This window comes from Spartinivicinus ruber, from assembly GCF_011009015.1.
GTDB lineage: Bacteria > Pseudomonadota > Gammaproteobacteria > Pseudomonadales > Zooshikellaceae > Spartinivicinus > Spartinivicinus ruber.
In genome coordinates this window covers 4,468,229-4,489,028 of the sequence record NZ_CP048878.1, presented here as the reverse complement: position 1 = coordinate 4,489,028, position 20,800 = coordinate 4,468,229, and the positions used below count along the sequence as shown (strand labels likewise).

General features: G+C 44.6%; 25 protein-coding genes. 24 read left to right on the top strand and 1 reads right to left on the bottom strand.

The window, feature by feature from the left end:
• The first annotated feature begins 86 nt into the window (after positions 1-86).
• The 18 genes from G4Y78_RS30840 to G4Y78_RS20275 all read left to right on the top strand — a co-directional run bounded on the left by G4Y78_RS30840 (position 87) and on the right by G4Y78_RS20275 (position 14,468).
• Positions 87-671 carry a terminase small subunit gene (locus tag G4Y78_RS30840; RefSeq protein WP_163834749.1) on the top strand — a complete coding sequence of 195 codons (585 nt, stop codon included), beginning with the start codon at positions 87-89 and terminating at the stop codon, positions 669-671.
• A complete protein-coding gene (locus tag G4Y78_RS20355) occupies positions 616-2,553 on the top strand; it encodes a terminase gpA endonuclease subunit (protein ID WP_222937546.1) in 1,938 nt (645 codons plus the stop codon). Before G4Y78_RS30840 ends, G4Y78_RS20355 begins: the two co-directional genes overlap by 56 nt.
• Entirely contained in the window at positions 2,550-2,759 is a 210-nt protein-coding gene (locus tag G4Y78_RS20350; protein ID WP_163836548.1) for a DUF6148 family protein, read from the top strand. The genes G4Y78_RS20355 and G4Y78_RS20350 overlap by 4 nt, the downstream gene beginning before the upstream one ends.
• Positions 2,756-4,237: a phage portal protein gene (locus G4Y78_RS20345; protein ID WP_163834747.1), complete on the top strand. Its 1,482-nt coding sequence runs from the start codon at positions 2,756-2,758 to the stop codon at positions 4,235-4,237. The genes G4Y78_RS20350 and G4Y78_RS20345 overlap by 4 nt, the downstream gene beginning before the upstream one ends.
• A 5-nt stretch (positions 4,238-4,242) precedes the next feature.
• Positions 4,243-6,249, top strand: a complete 2,007-nt coding sequence (locus tag G4Y78_RS20340) for a ClpP-like prohead protease/major capsid protein fusion protein (protein WP_163834746.1) — start codon at positions 4,243-4,245, stop codon at positions 6,247-6,249.
• A 65-nt stretch (positions 6,250-6,314) separates the two neighbouring features.
• A complete protein-coding gene (locus G4Y78_RS20335) occupies positions 6,315-6,632 on the top strand; it encodes a DUF2190 family protein (protein ID WP_163834745.1) in 318 nt (105 codons plus the stop codon).
• Positions 6,632-7,009: a hypothetical protein gene (locus tag G4Y78_RS20330; protein WP_163834744.1), complete on the top strand. Its 378-nt coding sequence runs from the start codon at positions 6,632-6,634 to the stop codon at positions 7,007-7,009. Before G4Y78_RS20335 ends, G4Y78_RS20330 begins: the two co-directional genes overlap by 1 nt.
• A complete protein-coding gene (locus G4Y78_RS20325) occupies positions 6,984-7,556 on the top strand; it encodes a hypothetical protein (protein WP_163834743.1) in 573 nt (190 codons plus the stop codon). The genes G4Y78_RS20330 and G4Y78_RS20325 overlap by 26 nt, the downstream gene beginning before the upstream one ends.
• A complete protein-coding gene (locus G4Y78_RS20320) occupies positions 7,543-8,079 on the top strand; it encodes a hypothetical protein (protein ID WP_163834742.1) in 537 nt (178 codons plus the stop codon). The genes G4Y78_RS20325 and G4Y78_RS20320 overlap by 14 nt, the downstream gene beginning before the upstream one ends.
• Positions 8,060-8,605: a phage baseplate assembly protein V gene (locus G4Y78_RS20315; RefSeq protein WP_163834741.1), complete on the top strand. Its 546-nt coding sequence runs from the start codon at positions 8,060-8,062 to the stop codon at positions 8,603-8,605. Before G4Y78_RS20320 ends, G4Y78_RS20315 begins: the two co-directional genes overlap by 20 nt.
• A 32-nt stretch (positions 8,606-8,637) precedes the next feature.
• Positions 8,638-8,925 carry a PAAR domain-containing protein gene (locus tag G4Y78_RS20310; protein WP_163834740.1) on the top strand — a complete coding sequence of 96 codons (288 nt, stop codon included), beginning with the start codon at positions 8,638-8,640 and terminating at the stop codon, positions 8,923-8,925.
• Complete coding sequence (locus G4Y78_RS20305) at positions 8,925-9,263, top strand: phage baseplate protein (protein ID WP_163834739.1); 339 nt, start codon at positions 8,925-8,927, stop codon at positions 9,261-9,263. The genes G4Y78_RS20310 and G4Y78_RS20305 overlap by 1 nt, the downstream gene beginning before the upstream one ends.
• Positions 9,260-10,252: a baseplate J/gp47 family protein gene (locus G4Y78_RS20300; protein WP_163834738.1), complete on the top strand. Its 993-nt coding sequence runs from the start codon at positions 9,260-9,262 to the stop codon at positions 10,250-10,252. The genes G4Y78_RS20305 and G4Y78_RS20300 overlap by 4 nt, the downstream gene beginning before the upstream one ends.
• Entirely contained in the window at positions 10,249-10,878 is a 630-nt protein-coding gene (locus tag G4Y78_RS20295; protein WP_163834737.1) for a phage tail protein I, read from the top strand. Before G4Y78_RS20300 ends, G4Y78_RS20295 begins: the two co-directional genes overlap by 4 nt.
• On the top strand, positions 10,871-12,607 hold the full coding sequence (locus G4Y78_RS20290) for a phage tail-collar fiber domain-containing protein (RefSeq protein ID WP_163834736.1): 1,737 nt from the start codon (positions 10,871-10,873) through the stop codon (positions 12,605-12,607). The genes G4Y78_RS20295 and G4Y78_RS20290 overlap by 8 nt, the downstream gene beginning before the upstream one ends.
• 19 nt (positions 12,608-12,626) lie before the next feature.
• Positions 12,627-12,812, top strand: a complete 186-nt coding sequence (locus G4Y78_RS20285; protein WP_163834735.1) for a hypothetical protein — start codon at positions 12,627-12,629, stop codon at positions 12,810-12,812.
• Positions 12,796-13,962: a phage tail sheath protein gene (locus G4Y78_RS20280; RefSeq protein ID WP_163834734.1), complete on the top strand. Its 1,167-nt coding sequence runs from the start codon at positions 12,796-12,798 to the stop codon at positions 13,960-13,962. Before G4Y78_RS20285 ends, G4Y78_RS20280 begins: the two co-directional genes overlap by 17 nt.
• Complete coding sequence (locus G4Y78_RS20275; RefSeq protein ID WP_163833387.1) at positions 13,962-14,468, top strand: phage major tail tube protein; 507 nt, start codon at positions 13,962-13,964, stop codon at positions 14,466-14,468. The genes G4Y78_RS20280 and G4Y78_RS20275 overlap by 1 nt, the downstream gene beginning before the upstream one ends.
• Before the next feature lie 2 nt (positions 14,469-14,470).
• Here the strand turns inward: G4Y78_RS20275 and G4Y78_RS20270 are convergent, their stop codons facing one another.
• Positions 14,471-14,746 (bottom strand): hypothetical protein, encoded by a 276-nt coding sequence (locus G4Y78_RS20270; RefSeq protein ID WP_163833388.1) that lies wholly within the window; start codon positions 14,744-14,746, stop codon positions 14,471-14,473.
• Positions 14,747-14,880: 134 nt separating this feature from the next.
• Between G4Y78_RS20270 and G4Y78_RS20265 the strand changes: the two genes are divergently transcribed.
• The 6 genes from G4Y78_RS20265 (at position 14,881) to G4Y78_RS20240 (ending at position 20,752) form a co-directional block, all read left to right on the top strand.
• On the top strand, positions 14,881-15,459 hold the full coding sequence (locus G4Y78_RS20265) for a phage tail assembly protein (protein ID WP_163834733.1): 579 nt from the start codon (positions 14,881-14,883) through the stop codon (positions 15,457-15,459).
• A gap of 99 nt (positions 15,460-15,558) precedes the next feature.
• Positions 15,559-18,144, top strand: coding sequence for a phage tail tape measure protein (locus G4Y78_RS20260; RefSeq protein WP_163834732.1), 2,586 nt, complete (start codon positions 15,559-15,561; stop codon positions 18,142-18,144).
• Positions 18,144-18,545, top strand: a complete 402-nt coding sequence (locus G4Y78_RS20255; RefSeq protein ID WP_163834731.1) for a phage tail protein — start codon at positions 18,144-18,146, stop codon at positions 18,543-18,545. Before G4Y78_RS20260 ends, G4Y78_RS20255 begins: the two co-directional genes overlap by 1 nt.
• On the top strand, positions 18,520-18,726 hold the full coding sequence (locus G4Y78_RS20250) for a tail protein X (protein WP_163834730.1): 207 nt from the start codon (positions 18,520-18,522) through the stop codon (positions 18,724-18,726). The genes G4Y78_RS20255 and G4Y78_RS20250 overlap by 26 nt, the downstream gene beginning before the upstream one ends.
• Positions 18,717-19,724 carry a contractile injection system protein, VgrG/Pvc8 family gene (locus G4Y78_RS20245; RefSeq protein WP_163834729.1) on the top strand — a complete coding sequence of 336 codons (1,008 nt, stop codon included), beginning with the start codon at positions 18,717-18,719 and terminating at the stop codon, positions 19,722-19,724. The genes G4Y78_RS20250 and G4Y78_RS20245 overlap by 10 nt, the downstream gene beginning before the upstream one ends.
• 47 nt (positions 19,725-19,771) lie before the next feature.
• Positions 19,772-20,752, top strand: coding sequence for an SDH family Clp fold serine proteinase (locus G4Y78_RS20240; RefSeq protein WP_163834728.1), 981 nt, complete (start codon positions 19,772-19,774; stop codon positions 20,750-20,752).
• Positions 20,753-20,800 lie beyond the last annotated feature (48 nt).

Below are 20,800 nucleotides of genomic sequence, written 5' to 3'. Positions count from 1 at the left end.
GCAATAAGAAAGGACCTTAACGAGGCCAGCAATAACGGGGGGTCTAGCCTACTTCAACTGCCGTTTTTCACTCAATCTCCTTTCTGATGGGTAAGTTAGTTAATAAAAAAGAGTTTGCCGACATCCTGGGCAAAAGTCCGCGCCATATCTCCGAGCTCATTGCGAATCATCCTGACTTTCCTATTGAGGATGGTGGGGGCCGTGGTGTGGCCTTAAAAATTGATACGGCTAAAGCCATTGAGTGGTTAATTCAAACCGAAGTCAATAAGCAGCTGGGTCACTGTGAAATAGTCGAAGGCTCATTAGCCAGTGAAGAATTAAAACTTAAACGGGCACGCCGTGAAAAAGTAGAAATGGAAACCGCCACTGCCCGAAAAGAGTTATTACCTTTTCCTGTGGTGGAACAGATTTTATTACGGGTGGCCAATATTTTTAGCACCCAATTACAAGTATTACCACCCCGTAATGCCAACGCCTTAGCCATTATTGATAATCCCGCCGAAGTCGAAGACAAGTTACAACATGAATGCGCACGCATACAGTCAGCCACTGCCGGCGAATTATTGTCAGAAGTACAAACACTCACTGCAGAAATTAACGGCAGTCGTGAGTCTGATGGCCAAGATGGTGGACCGACCGCCACCGAGAACAGCGGACGAATGGGCGCGTGATAATCGGGTGATGCCATTAGGGTCACCGATTCCCGGGCCATTTGATCCGAGCGTTAATCCTTATATGCAACCGATAGTGGCAGCCTTTGCTAAACCTCAATACAACCGAATTACTTTTGTCATGGGTACCCAAATGGGTAAATCGGTGACGATGGAAAATGTCGTGGGCTGGCGGTTAGATGATGATCCAACACCGGTCTTATATGTAGCACCCACCTCGAATTTAATTGACTCCACTATCGAGCCTAAATTTGATGCGTTATTTTTACAGAGTGAAACCCTCGCCAAAAAATACGACCATCGGCGTTCAACTAAATACACTAAATGGCTCGGTGGCATTAAATTCCGTTTTGCCTGGGCCGGTTCCCCGACAGAATTAGCCGCTGATTCGGCTGGTTTAGTCCTGGTGGATGAAGTTGACCGGATTGTTAATACCAACGAAGGTGACACCACCACAATCATTGAAGCCCGGGGCGATGCCTTTGCTAATTCCAAAGTGGCTTATACCGCCACCCCTACTAAAGGTCGAGTGGGTCGCTTTACCCATCCCAAGACAAAAACTGCCCATTGGGAAATCACCGAGCTGGATAAACTGCACTCGAAAGTGTGGAAACTCTGGCAACAAGGTACCCGGCATGAGTGGTGTGTGCCTTGCCCGCATTGCCATCATTATTTTATTCCCTGGTCGGGGTTATTAACACCCGGCATTGGGGATGAAGGCGAAGTTACCCCGGAAGCGGCAGAAAAAAAAGCCGGCTTGCGTTGTCCTCATTGTTCAGTGGTAATAGAAGACAAGTACCGCCGTAAAATGAATGAGCGTGGTGTCATTATTGCCCCCGGTGAAATGGTTAATCAGCAAGGGGAAATTACTGGCACAGCGGATACAGCCGGTAATACGCATTTTTCTGCGTGGGTGTCTGGGCTCTGTTCTTTTTCCCCGAAAAAAACCTATGGTTATTGTGCCAAGCGGTTAATTGAAGCCCTTCGCACGGGTGACCCGGAAACCTTACAGGGTGTATTTAATACCGTCTTTGGTGAACCTTACGACCAGCCAGGCGACGCGCCGAAATGGGAAGAAGTGAAATACCATATTTGCCAGCAAATTCCCCCAGGTAAAGTCCTTGCCAATCCTAAGTTTTTATTATGTACCGTTGACGTACAAAAACGACGCCTGGTGTATGTTGTGCGTGCCTGGTGGCCAGGCATGGGGAGCCAGTTAGTTGAGCATGGCGAATTATTTGGCGAAACCGATCACCCGGAAGTTTGGGAAGCGTTATCGCTATTGCTTGAACAGGAATGGTCAGGCTATGGCATTAAACAAATGGGCATTGATTCCGGTTATCGCCCAGATGATGTTTATGCCTTTGCCCGTAAACACCGTGGCCGTTGTCGGGTATTGCGTGGCGATAAAATGAATCGGCTATTTCGAATGATTCGTGTCGGGGTAACCCAACAAGGCCGGATCAGTCGTGAACGTACCGAAACCCGTTGGGATTTTGATTCCTCACGGGCAAAAGCCTGGGTACACAGTCGCATTGGCCGCCCTTATAACAAACCGGCTTGGTGGGTACTGTCATCGGCGACCACGGATGATTATTGCAAGGAAATTGTCGGGGAAGAATACGACGAGTTAAACGACGAATGGAAACAAGTCGGTGAAAACCATTATTTAGATTGTGAGGCCATGCAATTTATTTTGGCGAATATTCTGAATGTGCACCGGATTAAACGCAATATTGATTTTTACCCGTTATTAGAAGGCAATAATCAAACTACGACAGAAAAGAAAAAAGCTTCTGTTCCTTCAACACCTACGCCTGAAGTCAAAACTCAACCCTCAGCCCCGGCTGATCCCTTAAATGATTGGTTAACTTGCACATGACATTAACTGAAGCTAAATCGATGCTGCGCTTTTATTTAGAAGCGGAGCAAGCTGTTTTATCGGGAAAATCCATTACCAAAGGTGACCGTAATTGGACCCGTGAAAATCTCGCGGAAATTCGCCAAGGTCGCCAAGAATGGGAAAGCAAAGTTCGTCAATTGCAGTCTTCCGGTCGTCAATGGCCTAGCCTGGCAGAATTCGAATGAATCCATTAGAAAAATCCATTGCCCTGATATCTCCCAGTTGGGCTGCCGCGCGGGCAAAATCCCGCTGTGAAATACAACTGTATGAAGCGGCTCGCCCTAGTCGGTTGCATAAAGCCAAAACTAACCACAGTGATGCCAATAGCACTGTAGAATGGGCCGGTAAAAGTTTACGGGGCCAAGGCCGTTGGCTGGAAGAAAATCACGATTTAGTCAGTGGCCTATTATCGGTGCTAGTGAATCATACCGTGGGACCGAATGGGATTGGAGTGGAACCGATGCCTTTAACCAAAGGTGGCGAAATTCATGAGGATTTTGCTAATACCTTAAGCCAACAATTTGCGGAATGGTCATTAGCCCCCGACAGTTCAGGTGAATTAACCCGCCCAGAGTTAGAACGTTTAGTCTGTCGTACTTGGTTACGGGATGGGGAATGTCTAGGTGAACAATTAGTCGGGCGAATTAACGGCTTTCATCACCCTAATCAAGTGGTGCCTTTTTCGCTACAAGTATTAGAGCCTGACTTTTTACCCATTGATTTTAGTGAACCGAAAAAAAAGATTACCCAAGGGATTCAGCATAATAACTGGAATCAACCCGTCGCCTATCATGTGTACCGGGATCATCCGGGCAGTGGAATAAGCTCACCAAGACAACTACTGCGTGAAATTCCGGCTTGGAAAGTCCAACACATTAAACAAATGACTCGGTTACACCAAGGCCGGGGCATTAGCATTTTAGCCCCGGTCATTAAGCGCTTAAGTGGGCTGCAAGGCTATGAAGAAAGTGAGCTGGTTGCTGCTCGAATTGCTGCTGCCATGGCCTTTTATATTCGTAAAGGTTTGCCTGATTATTACGATGAATTAGAGCAGCCCAATAAACGACAGTCGTTTCCTATTGCACCGGGAAATATTTTTGATGATTTACGCCCAGGGGAAGATGTCGGCGTGATTGAATCCAAACGGCCTAGCCAATTATTACAATCGTTTCGGGATGCCATGCTACGGGCGGTGTGTTCGGCGACCGGGGCTAATTTTTCCACCGTAGCCAAACAATATGACGGCACTTACAGTGCACAGCGACAAGAGTTAGTGGAATCCTTTGTTAGTTACGGCGTGTTATCCAATGCTTTTATTGCTCGTTGGGCAAGACCGACTTACCGGCGTTGGGTACAAATGGCTACCTTAAGTGGGTTAACCATTCCAGCCGATGTCGAGCCATCAACGGTTTTTAATGCCCACTATCAACCCCCGGTGATGCCTTGGATTGATCCCGCCAAAGAAGCCGAGGGCTATAACTCACTGGTACAAGGCGGTTATTCCACGGAGGCCGAAGTGATTCGCAGCCGTGCTCGTAATCCCCGAGAAATTAAGCGCCAACGGTTACGCGAAATTCAGGAAAACCGAAAAAATAACCTGGTGTTTTCTTCTGATAGTTATCACCAGTATTACGCTAAATCCACCCCATCCGCTCAAGAGTAAACAACATGTCAAAACAAACCTGGTATAGCATCGAGGCGAAAGCTGACGGTGTTACCGCCATTTATATTTATGATGAAATTGGTGCTTATGGTGTCAGTGCTAAAGGGTTTTTAGAGGCGGTTAAAACCATTAAAACCCCAGCGATTGAATTACACCTGAATAGCCCCGGTGGTTCTATATTTGATGGTACCGCCATTTATAATGCGTTACGCAATCATCCGGCAACCATTACCGGTTATATTGATGGTGTCGCGGCTTCGATGGCCTCGGTGATTTTACAAGCCTGTGATGTTCGAAAAGTCCCTGAAAATGCCTATTTTATGATGCACAACCCACAAGGTGGTGTGTATGGGGAAGAAACCGACGTTGAAAGCTATTTAAGTTTAATGAAAAAAGCTCGGCAAACCATGATTGGTTGCTACGCTGAGCGCTCGGGCAAAACGGCAGAAGACGTGGCTCAATTATGTGATGCCACTACCTGGTTAGTCGGCAATGAAATTGTTGAAGCGGGTTTTGCTGATGAAGTGATTAATGCGGTGGAAATGCAAGCGCGTTTCGATGCCAAGCAATTATCCGTTTTCAACCCACCGAAAACATTAGTAAATCAATTAACGCCTGTTAGTGAAACCTCAAAGAACCAAGCCCCAACTTCCCATCAACCTAAAAACACACCCACCATTGTAGAAACAAAGGAGACCTCCATGCCTGATTCAGCCAATGTGGCGAATGCCGAGGCAAATTTTAAAGCCAAAGAACAAACCCGGCGCACGGATATTAATGCGCTATTTGACGGGTTTTCGCAATTTAGCGAATTAAAGCAAACCTGCTTAAATGATATGGATATCGATTTAAATGCGGCCAAAGATAAATTACTGGAAGCGTTAGGCAAAGGCAGTGAACCGGCATCCGGCAACCACCGTATTGATGCCCGCTTTCATGCCAGTAATGGCCGGATTATTCGTGACAGTTTAACCAACATGTTAGCGGCCCGGGTGGGTTTGGATCAGCTGGAGCAAGAAAACCGCTATAAAAACCTATCATTAATGGAGTCGGCGCGCTTGGCTTTAACTGAATCCGGGGTCTCTGCCTATGGCATGGATAAAATGGATTTAGTGGCCAGTGCGTTTACGCATACCAGCAGTGATTTTAATCATGTGTTGAAAGATGTGGCCCATAAAGCCATGTTAAAAGGCGTTGATGAAGCCGAGGAAACTTTTACAAAATGGACTAAAAAAGGCCATTTAGGTGATTTTAAAGTGTCGCACCGCGTCGGCTTAGAATCCTTCCCTGTATTAAAGAAAGTGGAAGATGGCGGTAAATACCAATACGCCACCTTGAATGATACGGGTGAACAACTTCAACTAGCCACCTATGGGCGTAAATTCTCGATTACCCGCCAAACCATTATTAATGATGATTTGGATGCGTTTACTAAAATCCCATCCATGATGGGACAAGCGGCCATTCGTACGGTCGGGAATTTAGTTTATGCGGTGTTAATTTTAAATCCCACGATGAGAGATGGTAAGCCATTATTTCATGCGGATCATAACAACCTGCTAAAAGCCTCGGACATTAATTCTATTTCGTTGCGCGAAGGTAAATTAGCCATGGGGTTACAACGAGATGGTACGGGTACCCCGTTAAATATTCGTCCCACTTATTTAATTGTGCCATTAGCCTTGGAAGACATTGCCCACAGCTACATGACAAATAGCTATGACCCTGACAGCGATAACTTTAATAAAATTAATCCCCATAAAGGCATGGCAACCGTGGTGGCAGACTCTCGGTTGGATTACGCCTTTGAAAATAAAGCTCTGCCCTGGTTCTTTGCGGCGGGTAATCGCTATGACACAGTTGAAGTGTCGTATTTAGATGGCAATGATAAACCCCATTTAGAACAGCAACAAGGCTGGGATGTGGATGGCGCCGAATTTAAAGTACGAATTGATGCCGGTGTCAGTGCCTTGTCTTATCGGACGTTATCAAAAAATCCAGGCGTCAAATAAAGCGCCTGTTTTCTTTTATTCCTTCACTTTTATTTTTTAATTATTTCTAAGCTTGGATTACAACCATGAAAAATTATCTTGCTGATCATGACACGTTGAATTTAATTGCACCCTCGGGTGGTGTGGAATCGGGGGTACCCGTTTGTATCGAGGATTTATTTGTTATCCCTAAACAAACGGCACCCGCCGGACAGTCCTTTGTGGGCATGCGTTATGGCATTTTTGCGTTACCGGTTGAAGGCTCGGCCAGTGTGGTCACCGGTAAAAAAGCCTACTGGAGTAAATCCAAAAAAGCGGTGACCAGTGCCGCCGAGAATAACTTAGACATTGGACACTTTTATCAGTCATCCGGTGATGGGCTGGTGGAAGTGATTGTCAGTTAATGAAACGCTTTGATGAATTGACCGCCGCCATGGATCAAGCCTTACTTGATCCATTATTGGGGCTGGGCACATCAGCCACTTTAATTGATGGTAGTCATAAAAAAGTGATTAATGGGTTTGATAGTGTGCCTGAGCAACATGGCACCCTTGGCAGAAAGTTTAACGAGGTGGCCAAAGGCATTAAACAAACCCACCACACCTGTTACTTCCAAGTCCTTAAAGCTGATGCGCCCCCACAAAAAAACGGGCTCATGATCGAATTAAATCAGCAGCTGTATGTCATTGCGGATCAATACCCCATTGATAATGAATTAGTCGAGTTGGTATTAAACCGAAAACCTGAGACGACTTATGACGGCTCCTTATTTAGAAATTGATATTACTCAAACCGCAACAAGCCAGGCCGGCACGGAATTATTAACAGCAAAGGAAATTGATAAAGCAACCAACCGCGCTTTAAAAAAAGCCGCCAAATGGTTGCGGACCCACTCATTGCGGGAATTAGGCACCGAGTTAAGTATTCGGCGAACCGCGATAAAAGGCCGTGTACAAATCTTTCCACTTGGTAACCGGGGAATGAAAGTCTGGTTTGGCCTGAACCGGGTGGGAGTTCATTGGTTAGGACAACCACGCTTTAGTGCCCAAGGGGTAAAGGTGGGTCGCCGTGCTTATCCAGGGGCTTTTATACAGCCGATGCGGTCTGGCCAGCTATTGGTATTTAAGCGTAAAGCCCTGGCACGTTATGCCCAAGGACACGACAGTAAAGGCCGGCCCCGGCGTCATCGACTGCCGATTGAGTTAGTCACTGAAAACATTGAAACCCCGTTACGGGATATCGCGGAACGCTGGGAAGCTCGACTAATACAACGCTTTCATACCTTATTAGATCATGAAATTGAGGTGCTAATTAATGGCTATGCTTAATGAGCCGTCTGAATTTTACCGGGCGGTTGAATCCTCCTTGCAAAGTATCCTACATGAGACGTGTTTTATTAGTGGCTACAGTGATTATGGTCGGGTTAACCTAAGCCAACATGAAGCCGCTATTTTAATTGAAATTGAGCAAGCCCAAGCGATCCAACGGAATCATGATGGCCGTTATGGGGTGCAATTAGACGTGGCACTGCATATTCAAGTTGGCCGCCATAAATTACAACCGGAATTAAAATCCCTGGATTTAGCCATAGGCTTAGCCCGTCGTATTGATTGTCATTTATGGGGATTACCCACCCAACAAATCGACTACCCCACTGATATTCGGACAATACCCGGTGGCTTTGATCCCGATAACAGTAACGGTTACGAGTCCTGGTGCGTATTGTTCTCTCAAACCATTTATTTAGGTCCCAGTGAATTAGAAGACGATCCCCCTGTAAAAGGTGTTTGGTGGGCCAATAATCCGAACAATCCAGCCGACGAAAAAGAATATGAACGGTTCCATGATTGACATTATCGAATCGGTGGTGCAACGGTATTTACAGGAATACCAAGATAAAATAGCCGAGTTAGTGGAAGAAGCCGACGAGATTTACCGACGCTTAGGCAATCAAATTCGGGTGGGCACGGTCGCTGCGGTTGATCCCCAAAATGCACTAGTCAAAGTAAAACATGGTGATAATTTATCACCGTTTATTCGTTTTTTTGTGCCCGCTGCTGGCCAAGTGAAAGAGTACCGTTGTCCGTCTGTCGGTGAACAAAGTTTATTAATTAACTATGCCGCCGGAGATAACTCCAGTCAGGCATTTGCACTGTGTGGGTTTTATTGTGATCGGTTTCCACCGCCGTCCACGAATTTACACGAGCATTGTCGGGTGTATCCTAATGGCTCTAAATTCACCATTGACCATAACAGCAATCAAGCCGTGATTAATCATGTAGGGGATTTAACCATTAAAATCACTGGTAATTTAACCCTGGATATTGGTGGCATTATTACCGAAAAAGCCCAGCAGCATATCGCTAATAAACGTTAATTATTTTCTTCCTTTTTAATTCCTATTTTCCTATGCAACCTATTTGTTTACTTGGCGACTCTTGTACCGGTCATGCGGATTTTCCGCCGCGCAATAATACCGGCTCGGATCATTATTTAGTGATCAATGGCCGTCCGGTACATTGTGTCGGTCATGGTTGGGCGGATCATTGTAACCCGGTGCCCGTTTGTCATGCGGGTGTCTTAGCGGCGGGCTCGGCTTATATGACGGTTAATGGTAACGCTGTGGGCCGCATTGGTGATCCGGTCAGTTGTGGTAGTCAAGTGGCAACCGGTGACAGTTATTGGGTAGTAGATTAATGATTGGCATTGATCGCACCACCGGGAAAACCCTGGCTGAAATTCCCCAATTAAAAAGCCGTCTACAACAGGTGTTAAGTACCCCGGTTGGGGCACGGATTAAGCGCCGGGCCTTTGGTTCCCGGGTACCGGATTTATTAGGCCGTAATGTCAGCCCCGAAGCAGCGTTAAAAGCCCAGGTGTATACATTGGAAGCGTTAATTAATCCAGCCAATGGCGTATTGGATTTTCAGTGCCAGGTGTGCCGGGTCACTGTCAATAGCGATAACAATGGCTTTGCCATTTATTTACATGGGTTATGGCAAGACCAGTTAATTACTTTGGAGTTTGCCTTATGATGATTCCCGGCCATAACCAGCTGGCCATGCCTGAAGCCTTGGCAGTCCCTGATTATGAAAACCTATTCACGGAATATAAACAACGGGTCGTCGAGTTTATTGCTAAACAGGATCAAACCCAGGCTAAGGAGGTAGCCACCACCCTGGAAAACGATGCGGAAATAATCACTAAGCTATTACAAGCTTTGGTGTATATCCGTCAGCATGATATTCGACAACTGAATTATCAAGCCCAGCAGATGTTTGCCTGGTGGGCTAAAGGCTCGAATTTAGATGCGGTGGTGAGTAATCTAGGGTTAGAACGCCACCCCAATGAGAGTGATGATGATTTACGGCTGCGGTATTTTTTAGCGCCTTATGCCTTTTCCGTCGCAGGACCACACAAGGCGTATGTTTACCATGCGTTAATGTTGGGAGAAAAACCCGATATTACTTTGGAAAAAACCTCACCCACGGAATTTAATTTACGCTATCAATTTCGTGACAATGGCGTAGCCAGTCAGATTAAATCCGCCACCGCGATTCGGCCAGAGCCGGGCAAAGTGGTTATTACCTTATTGGCCTATGATCAATTACAACTAGCCTTTGCGGAAACCGAAGCATCCAAAAAAACACTTAAACAAAAGCTTGATACGTTATTAGAAAACGCTAACGCCTATTTTGCTCGGGATGATGTCGCCCCCGCCACCGATCAGATTACCGTACAGTTAGCTGAATTACTCCCCTATACGGTGGATGTGGTGTGTTATGTGTATTCAGGGCCAGACGCAGGGTTAACTAAAAACAGTGCTGAACAAGCCTTACAGCAATACACCGATCAACAATTTACCTTACACGCGGCCATTGATGCTGGGCAAATTTACCATGACTTGCATCAGGCTGGTGCTGTGCAGGTGGATTTAATTCAACCAGAAAAACGCTTAATCACCACCCAGCAACAAGCGCCGTATTGCACGGGCATTAACATCACCATGAAAACCCTGTCATGAGTACCGACCATTACAGCATTTTACCCGACAATAAATCCTTATTAGAGCGGGGTTTAGAGGTGGGGTTTTACGAATTACTACAAGATACCTGTTGTCCTTACCCAGCTTTATTAAATCCCAAGGAAACATCAGCTAAGTTGCTCCCCCATTTAGCCCAGGATCGTGGCGTCACCGATTGGCCCATGGAAGCCAGCGAGGCAGAAAAGCGTCATACCATTGAAGCAATCTGGCCAATACGGCGCAAGGCGGGTACCGCTTGTGCGATTAAAATGGCAGTGGAAACCTTGGGTTATGAAGCGACGATATTACCCTGGTATGAAACCAATCAAACGCCGTATACCTTCGAATTACTGGTGTTTTTAGACGGTAAAAACCTCCCGGCAAATATCGAGCAACGGATCAGTGCCCGGCTGGAAGAAGCGGTCAGTCTTCGGGATCAATACAGTATTAATTATTGCCGGTCTGCAACCTTCGAATTAACAACCGGCGTCGCGACGGAATGCTGGGAAGTCATCGATGTGGCTCCTTATCAACCGGATCAACTCAACACATCCAGTCAATTTTATAGTGGTAGTCACTTTGCCCAACTTGAAATCATTACACTCCAGGTAACATCGAATGAATGATAATTATTGTTTAATTACTAATAAAGGCTTAGAAAAAGAAGCTCGTGCTCGGGTGGATAACACCAAAATTAAATTAGTGGAATTTGCCGTCGGCGATGGGGAATTACCCGATGATCAAAAAGCCGTGGCTGCCCGTACGGCATTAATCAACCAGCAATTTCGAGCCGCCGTTAATGGGGTATTTGTTGATAGCAAACACCCGACGCAGATTAAAGTCAATGCAGTAGTCCCCCACGATATCGGCGGTTGGTTTATTCGGGAAGTCGGTATTTATGATGCGGATGGAGATTTATACGCCATTGGTCGAGTAGACCCGACCTTTAAAAATGAACCGGACTCAGGCGCTAAAAAACAAGTGGGTTTTAATTTTTATATTGCTTCGGCTAATGCGGCGCAGATCACCTTAACCATTGATCCTGACACGGTTTATGCCACTCGGGATATGCTGACGGCCATGATTGAAATGCATGTCAGTCAGGTTGATCCTCATCCGCAGTATATTCCAAAAAGCCAGCTGGGGAAAAATAAAGGGCAAATCCCGGTGGTGGGTGATTTTGGGTTAGGTGAACTAATTCAGGAAAATAAAGCTGATATCGATGCTATTAAAAACTTTGGCTTTTACCATGTCACCGAAGCGGCGGGTACTTTGCCATTAGGCTATGGGGTGAATGATTCTGAATCTGCATTTTATCTCGAAGTATTAGCCGGTGGCGATAACTTAATTTACCAACGCTTACAGCCTGTTCAGGAAAATAGAAAATTCGAGCGACGTTTTATTGAAAATAACTGGCAACCTTGGCGAGAAGTGGCCTTTGTGGATGCACTAAAACATGAGTTATCCAGCCATGAGGCAGCACCCAATCCCCACCCACAATATGCTTTACAAGCAGGACATTTATCGTTACTTCCTATTATGCCAGAACTTGTCACACCGGATAATCGTTTAGCTGTTGAATTGCGCGGTAGTGTGATTACGGTTAAGCCGGGTCAAATCATCCGCTGGCGAGGCTGGAAAAATTTTAATACCGCAGATTATCCTGAAAGTCAGCGGGCATTTGACTATATCAGTGTGAATAAAACCTATCATTTACGCTGGTCGCCTGTTAATGGTTTTCAATTGCGGGACTTGCAAGATAGCGTTTATAACCCACAGGGGTTAACTGAACGGGATTTATCATTTGATAGTACCTATGACGATGTATTAATGGGCGGTGTAGGCAATGGTGTTTTTTATACGGCAATTATCAAGCCCAAGCGTGTCTATCGATATCATACCAAAGGAAATGGCCTATTACGGTTACCTTTGGGGTATCGTGATCGTTCTTTTCGTTTATTAGTCACAATTAGAAATCAACTGCAGCAGGGAAATGTTTTGTTTAAATCAGTTGATAAAGCACATACTGCATTATTTACCATGAGAGGAAACAATCATGGTGACAACATGAATGTTGAATTAGATAGTGATGATAAATTTCTATTTACAAGCAATAATAGTAACGGTGAAGTCAGTATTAGTACATTAACCGGTGATATCATTGATGACTTGCTGTATATGCAAAACCATCAAAGCGAATATGTGAAAAAAGTTAGCCCAGACGATACGATTGATGGTGATGAAGAACTTTTTTCGATGGGAATAAAGCGTTTAACGATTGAAGACGTTCAAAAAGGGTTACCACTGGAATATGAAGATATTGAAAGTGCTTCAATCGTATTTGAAGTGTTTTAATTAATTTAAGGAATAATCCATGACTATTAAAAAATACTGCGTTTGCCAAGCCTTTGCTTGGCGACAAGGGTGGACTGTACCCAATGAAATACTCGAATTAACGGATTGCGAAGCTCAGCAATTATTAAGAACTGGCCACATTAAACACTATCTACCGCCTAAACCAACGACGAAAAAGGAGAAAGTGAATGCCACAAATCACTAATTTTGAACATAATGGGATTACCGTTATTACTAATGAGCCGCCACCGCCATTAGGCCCACCAGGTGAAAACGTGGTGGCTTGGGTGGTGACGGCACCAGACAAACATGAATCGGTGCCGTTAAACCGCCCGTATCGCGTCTCTAACTCCACGACAGCCGCTTTATTGGATAGTAAGGGGGATGAGCGTGGCACCGGTTGGCATGCCGCGATTCAAACCCTACAACGCACCCGGGTTCCCCAGTATTTTATTGTGGTGGAAGAAGGGGCCGACGAAGCAGAAACCACCAAAAATATTATCGGTGGGGTTGATACGGATACCCGACAGTTAACGGGAATTTCGGCGTTGGCGTTATGCCCCGAACGTCCAACCCTAATTGCGGCTCCTGGGTTTAGTCATCAAAAGTCGGTGGTTGATGCTTTAGCATCCATGGCGAATAAATTACGTTGTCGGGTCATTGCTGATGGCCCTGCACAAAACATTAAGCAAGCCATGGAGTATTCCAAGCAGTTTGGTGGTGAAGGCACGGGTCATGATCGGGTGTATATTGTGGAACCGATGCCAGCGATTTACAGCAAAAAAGCCAAGGGTAATATTTATGTTCCCACCAGTACCTTAGCGATGGGGGCGGTAGCGGCGGTAAAACCCTGGGAAAGCCCGGGTAACCAAGGAATTTATATTCAGGATGTGTCGTATCACATTGACTACAACATCATTGATAAATCCACTGATGGTAACTTGCTCAATAAACATGGTATTTCCTATTTTGCCCGCACCAGTGACGGCTGGCGTTTAATCGGTAATCGTACGGTCACCGGGGATTTTATTTCTCATATCGGACTAAAAGACGCCATTGCTCGTAAATTAGAAGCGGCCAGCCAGCGGGCCATGAGTAAAAACCTCACCATGTCATTCATGGAGCAGGAAATTACCAAAGTCGATTTATTTATGCAGGATTTAGTGGCCGCTGAAATTATCCCCGGTGGGAAGGTGTACTTGCACCCTGAGTTAAATACCGTGAGCCGCTATAAAAACGGCAGTTGGTATATTGTGGTTGAGTACGGTCGTTACAGTCCGAACGAGCACATGATTTACCATGTGAATGCCAGTGACAATATTATCGAAGAATTCTTAGAGGAGGTCTTAAGCTAATGGCTGAACAACGTTATCGCACGATGTTAAGTGCCAATGTTAACGGGCATCCGTTAATGGCTGAGGTAGAAGAATTTACCCCGCCAGAACTGAAACACAAAATGGAAGACAGTCAGGGCGGTAAATTTATTCCTGATGAAGTCTGGGTGGGGTTAGAAAAACTCACTTTCGAATTAAAAATTGCTGGGGCGGGTGTAGAGCTATTACAACAATACGGCCTAAAACACGGGGAAATCTGCCAAGTAGATATTAAAGCCGCCGAACGGGATAAAGACGGCGGTAAGTTTATTATCCACTACAGTTTATCCGGCCAACTCACTGGGATTAAAGAAGAAGCCATTAAGATGGGCAGTAAACCCGAAGTGACCATCAGTGGCAGCTGTATCGCCTTTAAGAAAACCGAAAATGGCAAAACCCTCTGTGATATTAATACCCGTACCCAGAAAATCGATTTAGGTCAGGGGGATATTTTTGCGGAGGATCGGCGGGGATTAGGTTTACCTTGAATTTAAAGATAATTTTTGGTATTCAATAATTTAATATCCATAAATTCTTTTGTCATTAGATCATTTAAACTAATCACTTTGTTTTTATAAGTACCGTTAATGAGCTGTTTAAATTCATTCTGAAAGTAATGCACAGGCGACATACACTGTTCTGCCCATAAAGACTCTGAAACAGCATATTTTCCACACACAGAGCAATTAATAAGATAGGAATTATGGGTTTTAGAATGAATCAAGGTGGGAAGCTTTCCACAATCACCTAAACAAGACATACTCATAAATCTCTCACTGAGAAGTTGGTATAAATTTAGTTTAGTAATGATATGCTTTTTGATCAATATTTAGCTATTTAACTTCATTGTAATTTAAGTGAAATCCATAATTTAATTATTTATTTAAAAGGTAAATTATTATGACCCAATGGACACCCGAAGTCTATCAATTACGCTGGGCAATTACGGATGATAAAGACCAGCCTTTAACCCAAGTCACCCTAAAACCGGTTAACCGAAAGGATCACGTTAACGCTTTAAAAGACAAGCCAGAAGACAATGAAGCTTTATATCGGTTAGCCCAATTATCCTGTGGATTATCGATCAGTGAAATTAAACGGTTAAATACGCCCGACTGGAACAGTATTAAAGACAAACTCATTGATCTAGTCAGTAAAGGCGCGGATTATTTTTTTGAAAAACTGGGCGAGGATTTTGATAAAGACCATCCAGCGTTGTTGGTACCGATTAAAGGCGATGATGATCAGCTGATTAATAACATTGATTTAAAAATCCCCACTGTTGAAACCAGCGAATTAATGCAAGCACAAAAAACCACGGAATTAAGAGGCTTATTTATTACCCGTGCTTGTACCGGGTTAAGTGAAACCGAAATTAATCGGCTAGCCATGCCTGACTGGTTGCATATTCAAACGAGGATTACGGATTTTTTGACCGAAACGGCGGACTGCTTTCCCGTCGAGACATTAACACCCTAACCGATACCATCCCCCTGGTTTACCACGTCACCGAACAGGAAATTTTATCCTGGCCGGTCGATAAAGCCCTGCGTCGTTATCAACTGACTCTACAACGTTATGCCAAACGCTCAATATAGTATTGCCATTGCGGCGATAGACCGCTTTTCGGCACCACTACAGTCGTATCAGCGCACTACAGAACAGTTAACGTCACAATTACGTGAGCAACGTTCTGAGGTTCGTAGGCTTAATGCCGTGCAACGGGATATGAGCAGTTATGATCGATTGCAGCGGCAAATGGAAGACACCAGTCGTTCGCTCACGGAAGCCAGAAATGAGCAACGGCAATTAGCCCAACAGATGGAGGAAACCCAAAACCCCAGCCGACAATTGACGCGGACCTTTGAACGGGTTAATCGGGCCGTTTCGCAGTTAAATGTGCAGTATCAAACTCAAACTAACCGGTTAGACCATCTACAACGGGAGTTGTCTGATGCCGGTGTGGATACTAACCGCTTAGTGGTTGAGCAAATCCGCATGGCGGGTGCGGTGAACCAAGCCAATAATGCCTTAGAGTCTCAGCAGCAACGGATGCAGGCGGTCAATCAAGCCCAAGCCCGAATTGATGCCAACCAGGCGGAACGGGGCAAAGTCTATGGGGCCATGATGGAAGTGGCCGCCGCCGGGTATTTAATGGCCCAGCCTGTCAGAAAAGCCATTGATTATGAATCGTCTTTTGCCGATGTAAAAAAAGTCGTGGACTTTGACGGGTCCAAAGGCGAAGACAAGCAAATGGCCAGTGACATACTGAAGCTGTCCACTAAAATCCCGATGGCCGCAGACGGCTTATCAGAAATTATTGCCGCCGGTGGCCAAAGTAATATCGCCAAAGGTGAGTTATTAAACTTTGCGACCTCGGCGGCCAAAATGGGTGTGGCCTTTGATATTGAGGCAGAAGAAGCCGGTAAAACCATGGCCGCCTGGCGTTCGGCAATGGGATTAAATCAAGACCGGGCAATTAAGCTGGCGGATGCTACTAATTATTTATCAAATAACCTATCAGCAGAAGCCAAGGATATTGCTGGGGTAATGAAACGCCAGGGATCAGTGGCGATGTCCTCTGGCTTTTCAGAAGTCCAGGCCGCGAGTTTTTCGGCTGCCTTATTATCCGGTGGTGCAGCTGAAGAAGTCGCTGCTACGGCCTTAAAAAATATCACCGGGGCCATGTCCAAAGGGAAAATGGCCTCCAAACGCCAAAAACAAGTGTGGGGGCAATTAGGCTTTGACCCGGAATTATTAGCCGGTGAAATGCTACAGGATGCGCCTAACACCATTATTCGGGTCTTTGAAGCCTTTCAGGATATGCCCGAGGAAGAAATCAGCGCCTTAGTCTCTGCCTTATTTGGAGAAGAATCGAAAGGGGCAGTGATGCCCTTAATTAAAAACCTGGATAATTTAAAAAATGCATTCAAATTAACCGGGGATGAAAGTCGTTACCTTAGCTCCATGGAAAAGGAGTATCAGGCCCGTTCAGCCACTACTGCGAATAACTTAGAATTATTAGGCAACAGTTTTGACCGCTTATTTATAGTAATGGGCGATCAGTTATTGCCGGTATTAAATGACATTGTTGATCCTCTCACCGAATTTATTAACTCATTAGCGGATGCCGCCGAGGAATATCCAACCGTAGCTAAAACCATCGGCTTAATTGGCGCTGGTGGTGTGGCGTTAATTGGGGCTGGATTAGCCATTAAATTAATGGCCCTCGGTATTGGCCAAGGGATTAATTATTTACGCCGAGCCCGTGCCAGGTTAGGCGGTACGACAGCGACCACGGCCACCCAAACCCAACAAGCGAATACGTCACTACGACAGTTGAATAATACCTTAGCGGGTACGGGTCGAGGCAATAACAATAGACGACAATTAGGCGCTAACTGTGCTTGCTGTTGTTGCCAGATGGACGGTGGTGGTAGACGAAGAAGGCGTGGTAGAAGAAACAGAGGGCGAAGCCGACGTGGGAGACTATCCGGCAGAGGCCGTACATTACCCGTTTTACCCAACCCTGCTGCGGCAGCCGCTTCGCCCCCAGGACTGGGCAGACGTTTATTACAAGGTGCAGGTCGTGTAGTCAGGCCATTAGGCGTTGGACTGGCGGCGACTGCCTTAGCCGATGCGGCCATGGCGGGTGATGCGACAGAAGCCGGCGGACAGATAGGCGATATAGCCGGCAGTTTAAGTGGGGCGATGGCAGGTGGTGCCATGGGGGCGGCAGTAGGAAGCGTCGTACCGGTCGTGGGTACGGTAATTGGTGGGGCCATTGGTAGCGTAGTGGGGGGTATTGCTGGGAGTAGTTTAGGTAAATGGATTGGCGAAGGGGTTGGCAGCTGGTTTGACGATGAAAAAGAAACAGTCGAGCTTAAACCCAAGGTGGCTGATATTGTTAATCAACCCATTACCGATAAATTACCTTCCCCGGAAAAAGTCGCACAACAGATCGTGACCAATAATAATCACCAACAAGTGTCGCCTACCTTTAACCTAAGTTTTATGATGCCACCTGGCATTGATCCCAATAATACCCAAGCCATCGCTAACAACGTCATGAACCAAATGCAATCCCAAGTCTTACCGCTGATGGCCAGTGGTCAATTAGCTGAGCGGCTGGATGGTTCGCTTTCAGATAGGAATAACGATTAATGCGACAACAAATGGCATTAGGGGATTTTGTATTCAGTATTACCCATCGCTCGGCGTATGAGCAATTACAATATAAATCTTCTGTTAAGTGGGTGAATACCGAAGTGGTGAATGGTAAACCATTAAGCCACTTCAGTGCCCCGAATTTAGATACCATTAGTGTAAATGGTAAGGTCTTTGGTGTGACTGGCGAAGATAATTTATTGCGTTTACGACAGATGCAGCTGGCCGGTCAGCCTTATTTTTTAGTGGATGGCCGGGGTACCAATTTAGGGCAGTGGAAAATATTGGAAGTGACCGAAACCCATAAACGGATATTACCTACCGGGGAACCCCAAGTAATTGAATTTACCCTGTCATTAGAGGAGTATGCCAATGCGCGTCTCGACCCTGGCCGGTGATACAGTAGCTGATGTATTGTATCGGCATTTAGGGCAAGATAATGACGAATTAGAGAAGGCTTTTTATCAGCTTAATCCAGAAATAACACAACTAACTTATATCTTACCTGCCGGTATTCCCCTCACTGTACCCACCCCACAACCGATAAAACCAAAGCAAGTTATACAATTATGGGATTAGATTATCGCGTATATCCTACCATGACGGGGGCGCATGCCAAGATTATTAATCAACGGCTCATTTCCTGGGAATTAACCGATGCCGATGGTCATCAGTCTGACCAATTAAAACTAGTCGTCGATGCAGAAGGGCTACCTGGACTACCGAAAGAAGGCGAACGAATAGGATTAATACTGAATTATCAAGGTGTTCCCTACGATAAAGGCGAGTTTTTAATTACTCGGATTAACGCTAAATTATTTCCGATGGAAATAACCATAGTCGCCACCGCAGCACCATTTCAGGTGAAAGATGACAGTGCGTTTAAGAAAAGACGGTCACAGTCCTATGAGCAATATACACTCGGTGTGTTATTTGAAAATATCGTAAAAAAACACGGTTTTTTACCTCGCGTCGATCCAGCATTAGCTAAAATTATAGTGAGTCATGTCGATCAAACCGACGAAACGGATATGTCGTTTATTACTCGGTTAGCCAGGCAGTATGATGCGGTAGCTAAGCCTATCAATAAGCTGTATGTACTGGCTAAAAAAGGACAGCTGAAAAGCATATCGGGTAAAAAGTTATCGACTGTTAAAGTGGGTTTGCCTGCCAATAACCAGCCGACAAATCATAATTTTATTAATGCACATGCCACTTTACCGAGTCGAGGTAAATATAATGGTGTGGTCACTCTCTGGTGGGATGGAAAAGCCGCTAAGGAACGAGAAGTGAAAATAGGAAAGCCTGCCTATAAAAAACTACGGCACCTGTTTGATAGTGAAGCTAAAGCCAGAGAAATTGGTGAACGTCAATTAAGGAAAGTAGGGCGTAAAGGGGTGAATATTTCTTTAGAAATGCCGGCTAATCCGTTATTAGTGGCTGAAGGATTAATCGAATTGGATGGGAGTTTTCCTGCTCATATGCAAGGTAAGTGGTCGATTGAGCGGGTGATGTTTAGAGGCAATAAATCGATGGGGTGTCGATGTTCGGTGAGTGCTGTTGGGGTAAGTAACTAAGGAAAAATATTTATATAAAATAAAAGAACTGTCTTCAAGGAGGCATCATGAACTCATCAATTGAAAACATTGCAAGCATGGAAAATAAGAAGGAAGTAGTAGATGAGTTTAAAATAACAAATACCAAACAAGATAAAAAAGAAACTGTAAGCAAAAAATTCAACGAAGAAGAATATGTTGAAATGTTTCGAAATAAAGAACCTGAAGATAATATAAAAAAAATAATATCAGCCCATTTATGTGATCTAACTAAGGAAACTAATCTATCTAGCTACAATATAATTTACCTGTTTGATGACGAAAACCCAATAAATAGCTTTCACGCAAACCAGATATATCATGCTATAAAAGATTCTAAAGATAAAGATATTCTTATGATACTTCATTCAAATGGGGGGCAAATTGAGCCTGCTTACTTAATTAGCAAAACATGTAAAAAATTAGCAAAGTCAAAATTTAATGTTTTAGTACCTCGTCTAGCTAAATCAGCAGCAACTTTAATAGCACTAGGAGCAAATGAAGTTCATATGGGATTATTGAGTGAATTGGGGCCAATTGATCCTCAAATACAGGGGTTTCCTGCTTTAGGCTTAGCTAATGCAATTGAGAAAGTTGCAGAAATGACCTCTAAATTTCCAAGTGCTTCAGATATGTTTGCTAAATTCTTAGCAGAGAAAGTTAGTGTTGTACAACTTGGCTTGTTTGAACGTCTAAACGAATCAGCAGCTCAATATGCAGAGAGGTTATTAATTGGAAAAAGTCTGCCTGGAAATCTATCAGCTAGTTCTCTTGCTGATCATTTTACTAATCATTATAAAGATCATAACTTTGTTATTGATTCTGAAGAAGCATCTAAATTACTTGGAAATGAGGTTATTAAAGAATCAACTAAAGAATATGAAATAGGAAACAGTATATATGAGTTTCTTATACTTACACAATGGTTATTCAAAATTTTCAATAAAACAAATTTCAGGTTTGTCGGAAGTAATTCTAGTGGTTTTAATACATACAATAGTAAAAGTTGAGTCAAAGAATTCATGCTAGTTAACCAGGAAATTCCATAAAATAGTTAT

Coding starts and splice junctions, on each gene's coding strand:
- G4Y78_RS30840 (WP_163834749.1), top strand. CDS start 87: ATGGGTAAGTTAGTTAATAAAAAAGAGTTTGCCGACATCCTGGGCAAA.
- G4Y78_RS20355 (WP_222937546.1), top strand. CDS start 616: ATGGCCAAGATGGTGGACCGACCGCCACCGAGAACAGCGGACGAATGG.
- G4Y78_RS20350 (WP_163836548.1), top strand. CDS start 2,550: ATGACATTAACTGAAGCTAAATCGATGCTGCGCTTTTATTTAGAAGCG.
- G4Y78_RS20345 (WP_163834747.1), top strand. CDS start 2,756: ATGAATCCATTAGAAAAATCCATTGCCCTGATATCTCCCAGTTGGGCT.
- G4Y78_RS20340 (WP_163834746.1), top strand. CDS start 4,243: ATGTCAAAACAAACCTGGTATAGCATCGAGGCGAAAGCTGACGGTGTT.
- G4Y78_RS20335 (WP_163834745.1), top strand. CDS start 6,315: ATGAAAAATTATCTTGCTGATCATGACACGTTGAATTTAATTGCACCC.
- G4Y78_RS20330 (WP_163834744.1), top strand. CDS start 6,632: ATGAAACGCTTTGATGAATTGACCGCCGCCATGGATCAAGCCTTACTT.
- G4Y78_RS20325 (WP_163834743.1), top strand. CDS start 6,984: ATGACGGCTCCTTATTTAGAAATTGATATTACTCAAACCGCAACAAGC.
- G4Y78_RS20320 (WP_163834742.1), top strand. CDS start 7,543: ATGGCTATGCTTAATGAGCCGTCTGAATTTTACCGGGCGGTTGAATCC.
- G4Y78_RS20315 (WP_163834741.1), top strand. CDS start 8,060: ATGAACGGTTCCATGATTGACATTATCGAATCGGTGGTGCAACGGTAT.
- G4Y78_RS20310 (WP_163834740.1), top strand. CDS start 8,638: ATGCAACCTATTTGTTTACTTGGCGACTCTTGTACCGGTCATGCGGAT.
- G4Y78_RS20305 (WP_163834739.1), top strand. CDS start 8,925: ATGATTGGCATTGATCGCACCACCGGGAAAACCCTGGCTGAAATTCCC.
- G4Y78_RS20300 (WP_163834738.1), top strand. CDS start 9,260: ATGATGATTCCCGGCCATAACCAGCTGGCCATGCCTGAAGCCTTGGCA.
- G4Y78_RS20295 (WP_163834737.1), top strand. CDS start 10,249: ATGAGTACCGACCATTACAGCATTTTACCCGACAATAAATCCTTATTA.
- G4Y78_RS20290 (WP_163834736.1), top strand. CDS start 10,871: ATGAATGATAATTATTGTTTAATTACTAATAAAGGCTTAGAAAAAGAA.
- G4Y78_RS20285 (WP_163834735.1), top strand. CDS start 12,627: ATGACTATTAAAAAATACTGCGTTTGCCAAGCCTTTGCTTGGCGACAA.
- G4Y78_RS20280 (WP_163834734.1), top strand. CDS start 12,796: ATGCCACAAATCACTAATTTTGAACATAATGGGATTACCGTTATTACT.
- G4Y78_RS20275 (WP_163833387.1), top strand. CDS start 13,962: ATGGCTGAACAACGTTATCGCACGATGTTAAGTGCCAATGTTAACGGG.
- G4Y78_RS20270 (WP_163833388.1), bottom strand. CDS start 14,746: ATGAGTATGTCTTGTTTAGGTGATTGTGGAAAGCTTCCCACCTTGATT.
- G4Y78_RS20265 (WP_163834733.1), top strand. CDS start 14,881: ATGACCCAATGGACACCCGAAGTCTATCAATTACGCTGGGCAATTACG.
- G4Y78_RS20260 (WP_163834732.1), top strand. CDS start 15,559: ATGCCAAACGCTCAATATAGTATTGCCATTGCGGCGATAGACCGCTTT.
- G4Y78_RS20255 (WP_163834731.1), top strand. CDS start 18,144: ATGCGACAACAAATGGCATTAGGGGATTTTGTATTCAGTATTACCCAT.
- G4Y78_RS20250 (WP_163834730.1), top strand. CDS start 18,520: ATGCGCGTCTCGACCCTGGCCGGTGATACAGTAGCTGATGTATTGTAT.
- G4Y78_RS20245 (WP_163834729.1), top strand. CDS start 18,717: ATGGGATTAGATTATCGCGTATATCCTACCATGACGGGGGCGCATGCC.
- G4Y78_RS20240 (WP_163834728.1), top strand. CDS start 19,772: ATGAACTCATCAATTGAAAACATTGCAAGCATGGAAAATAAGAAGGAA.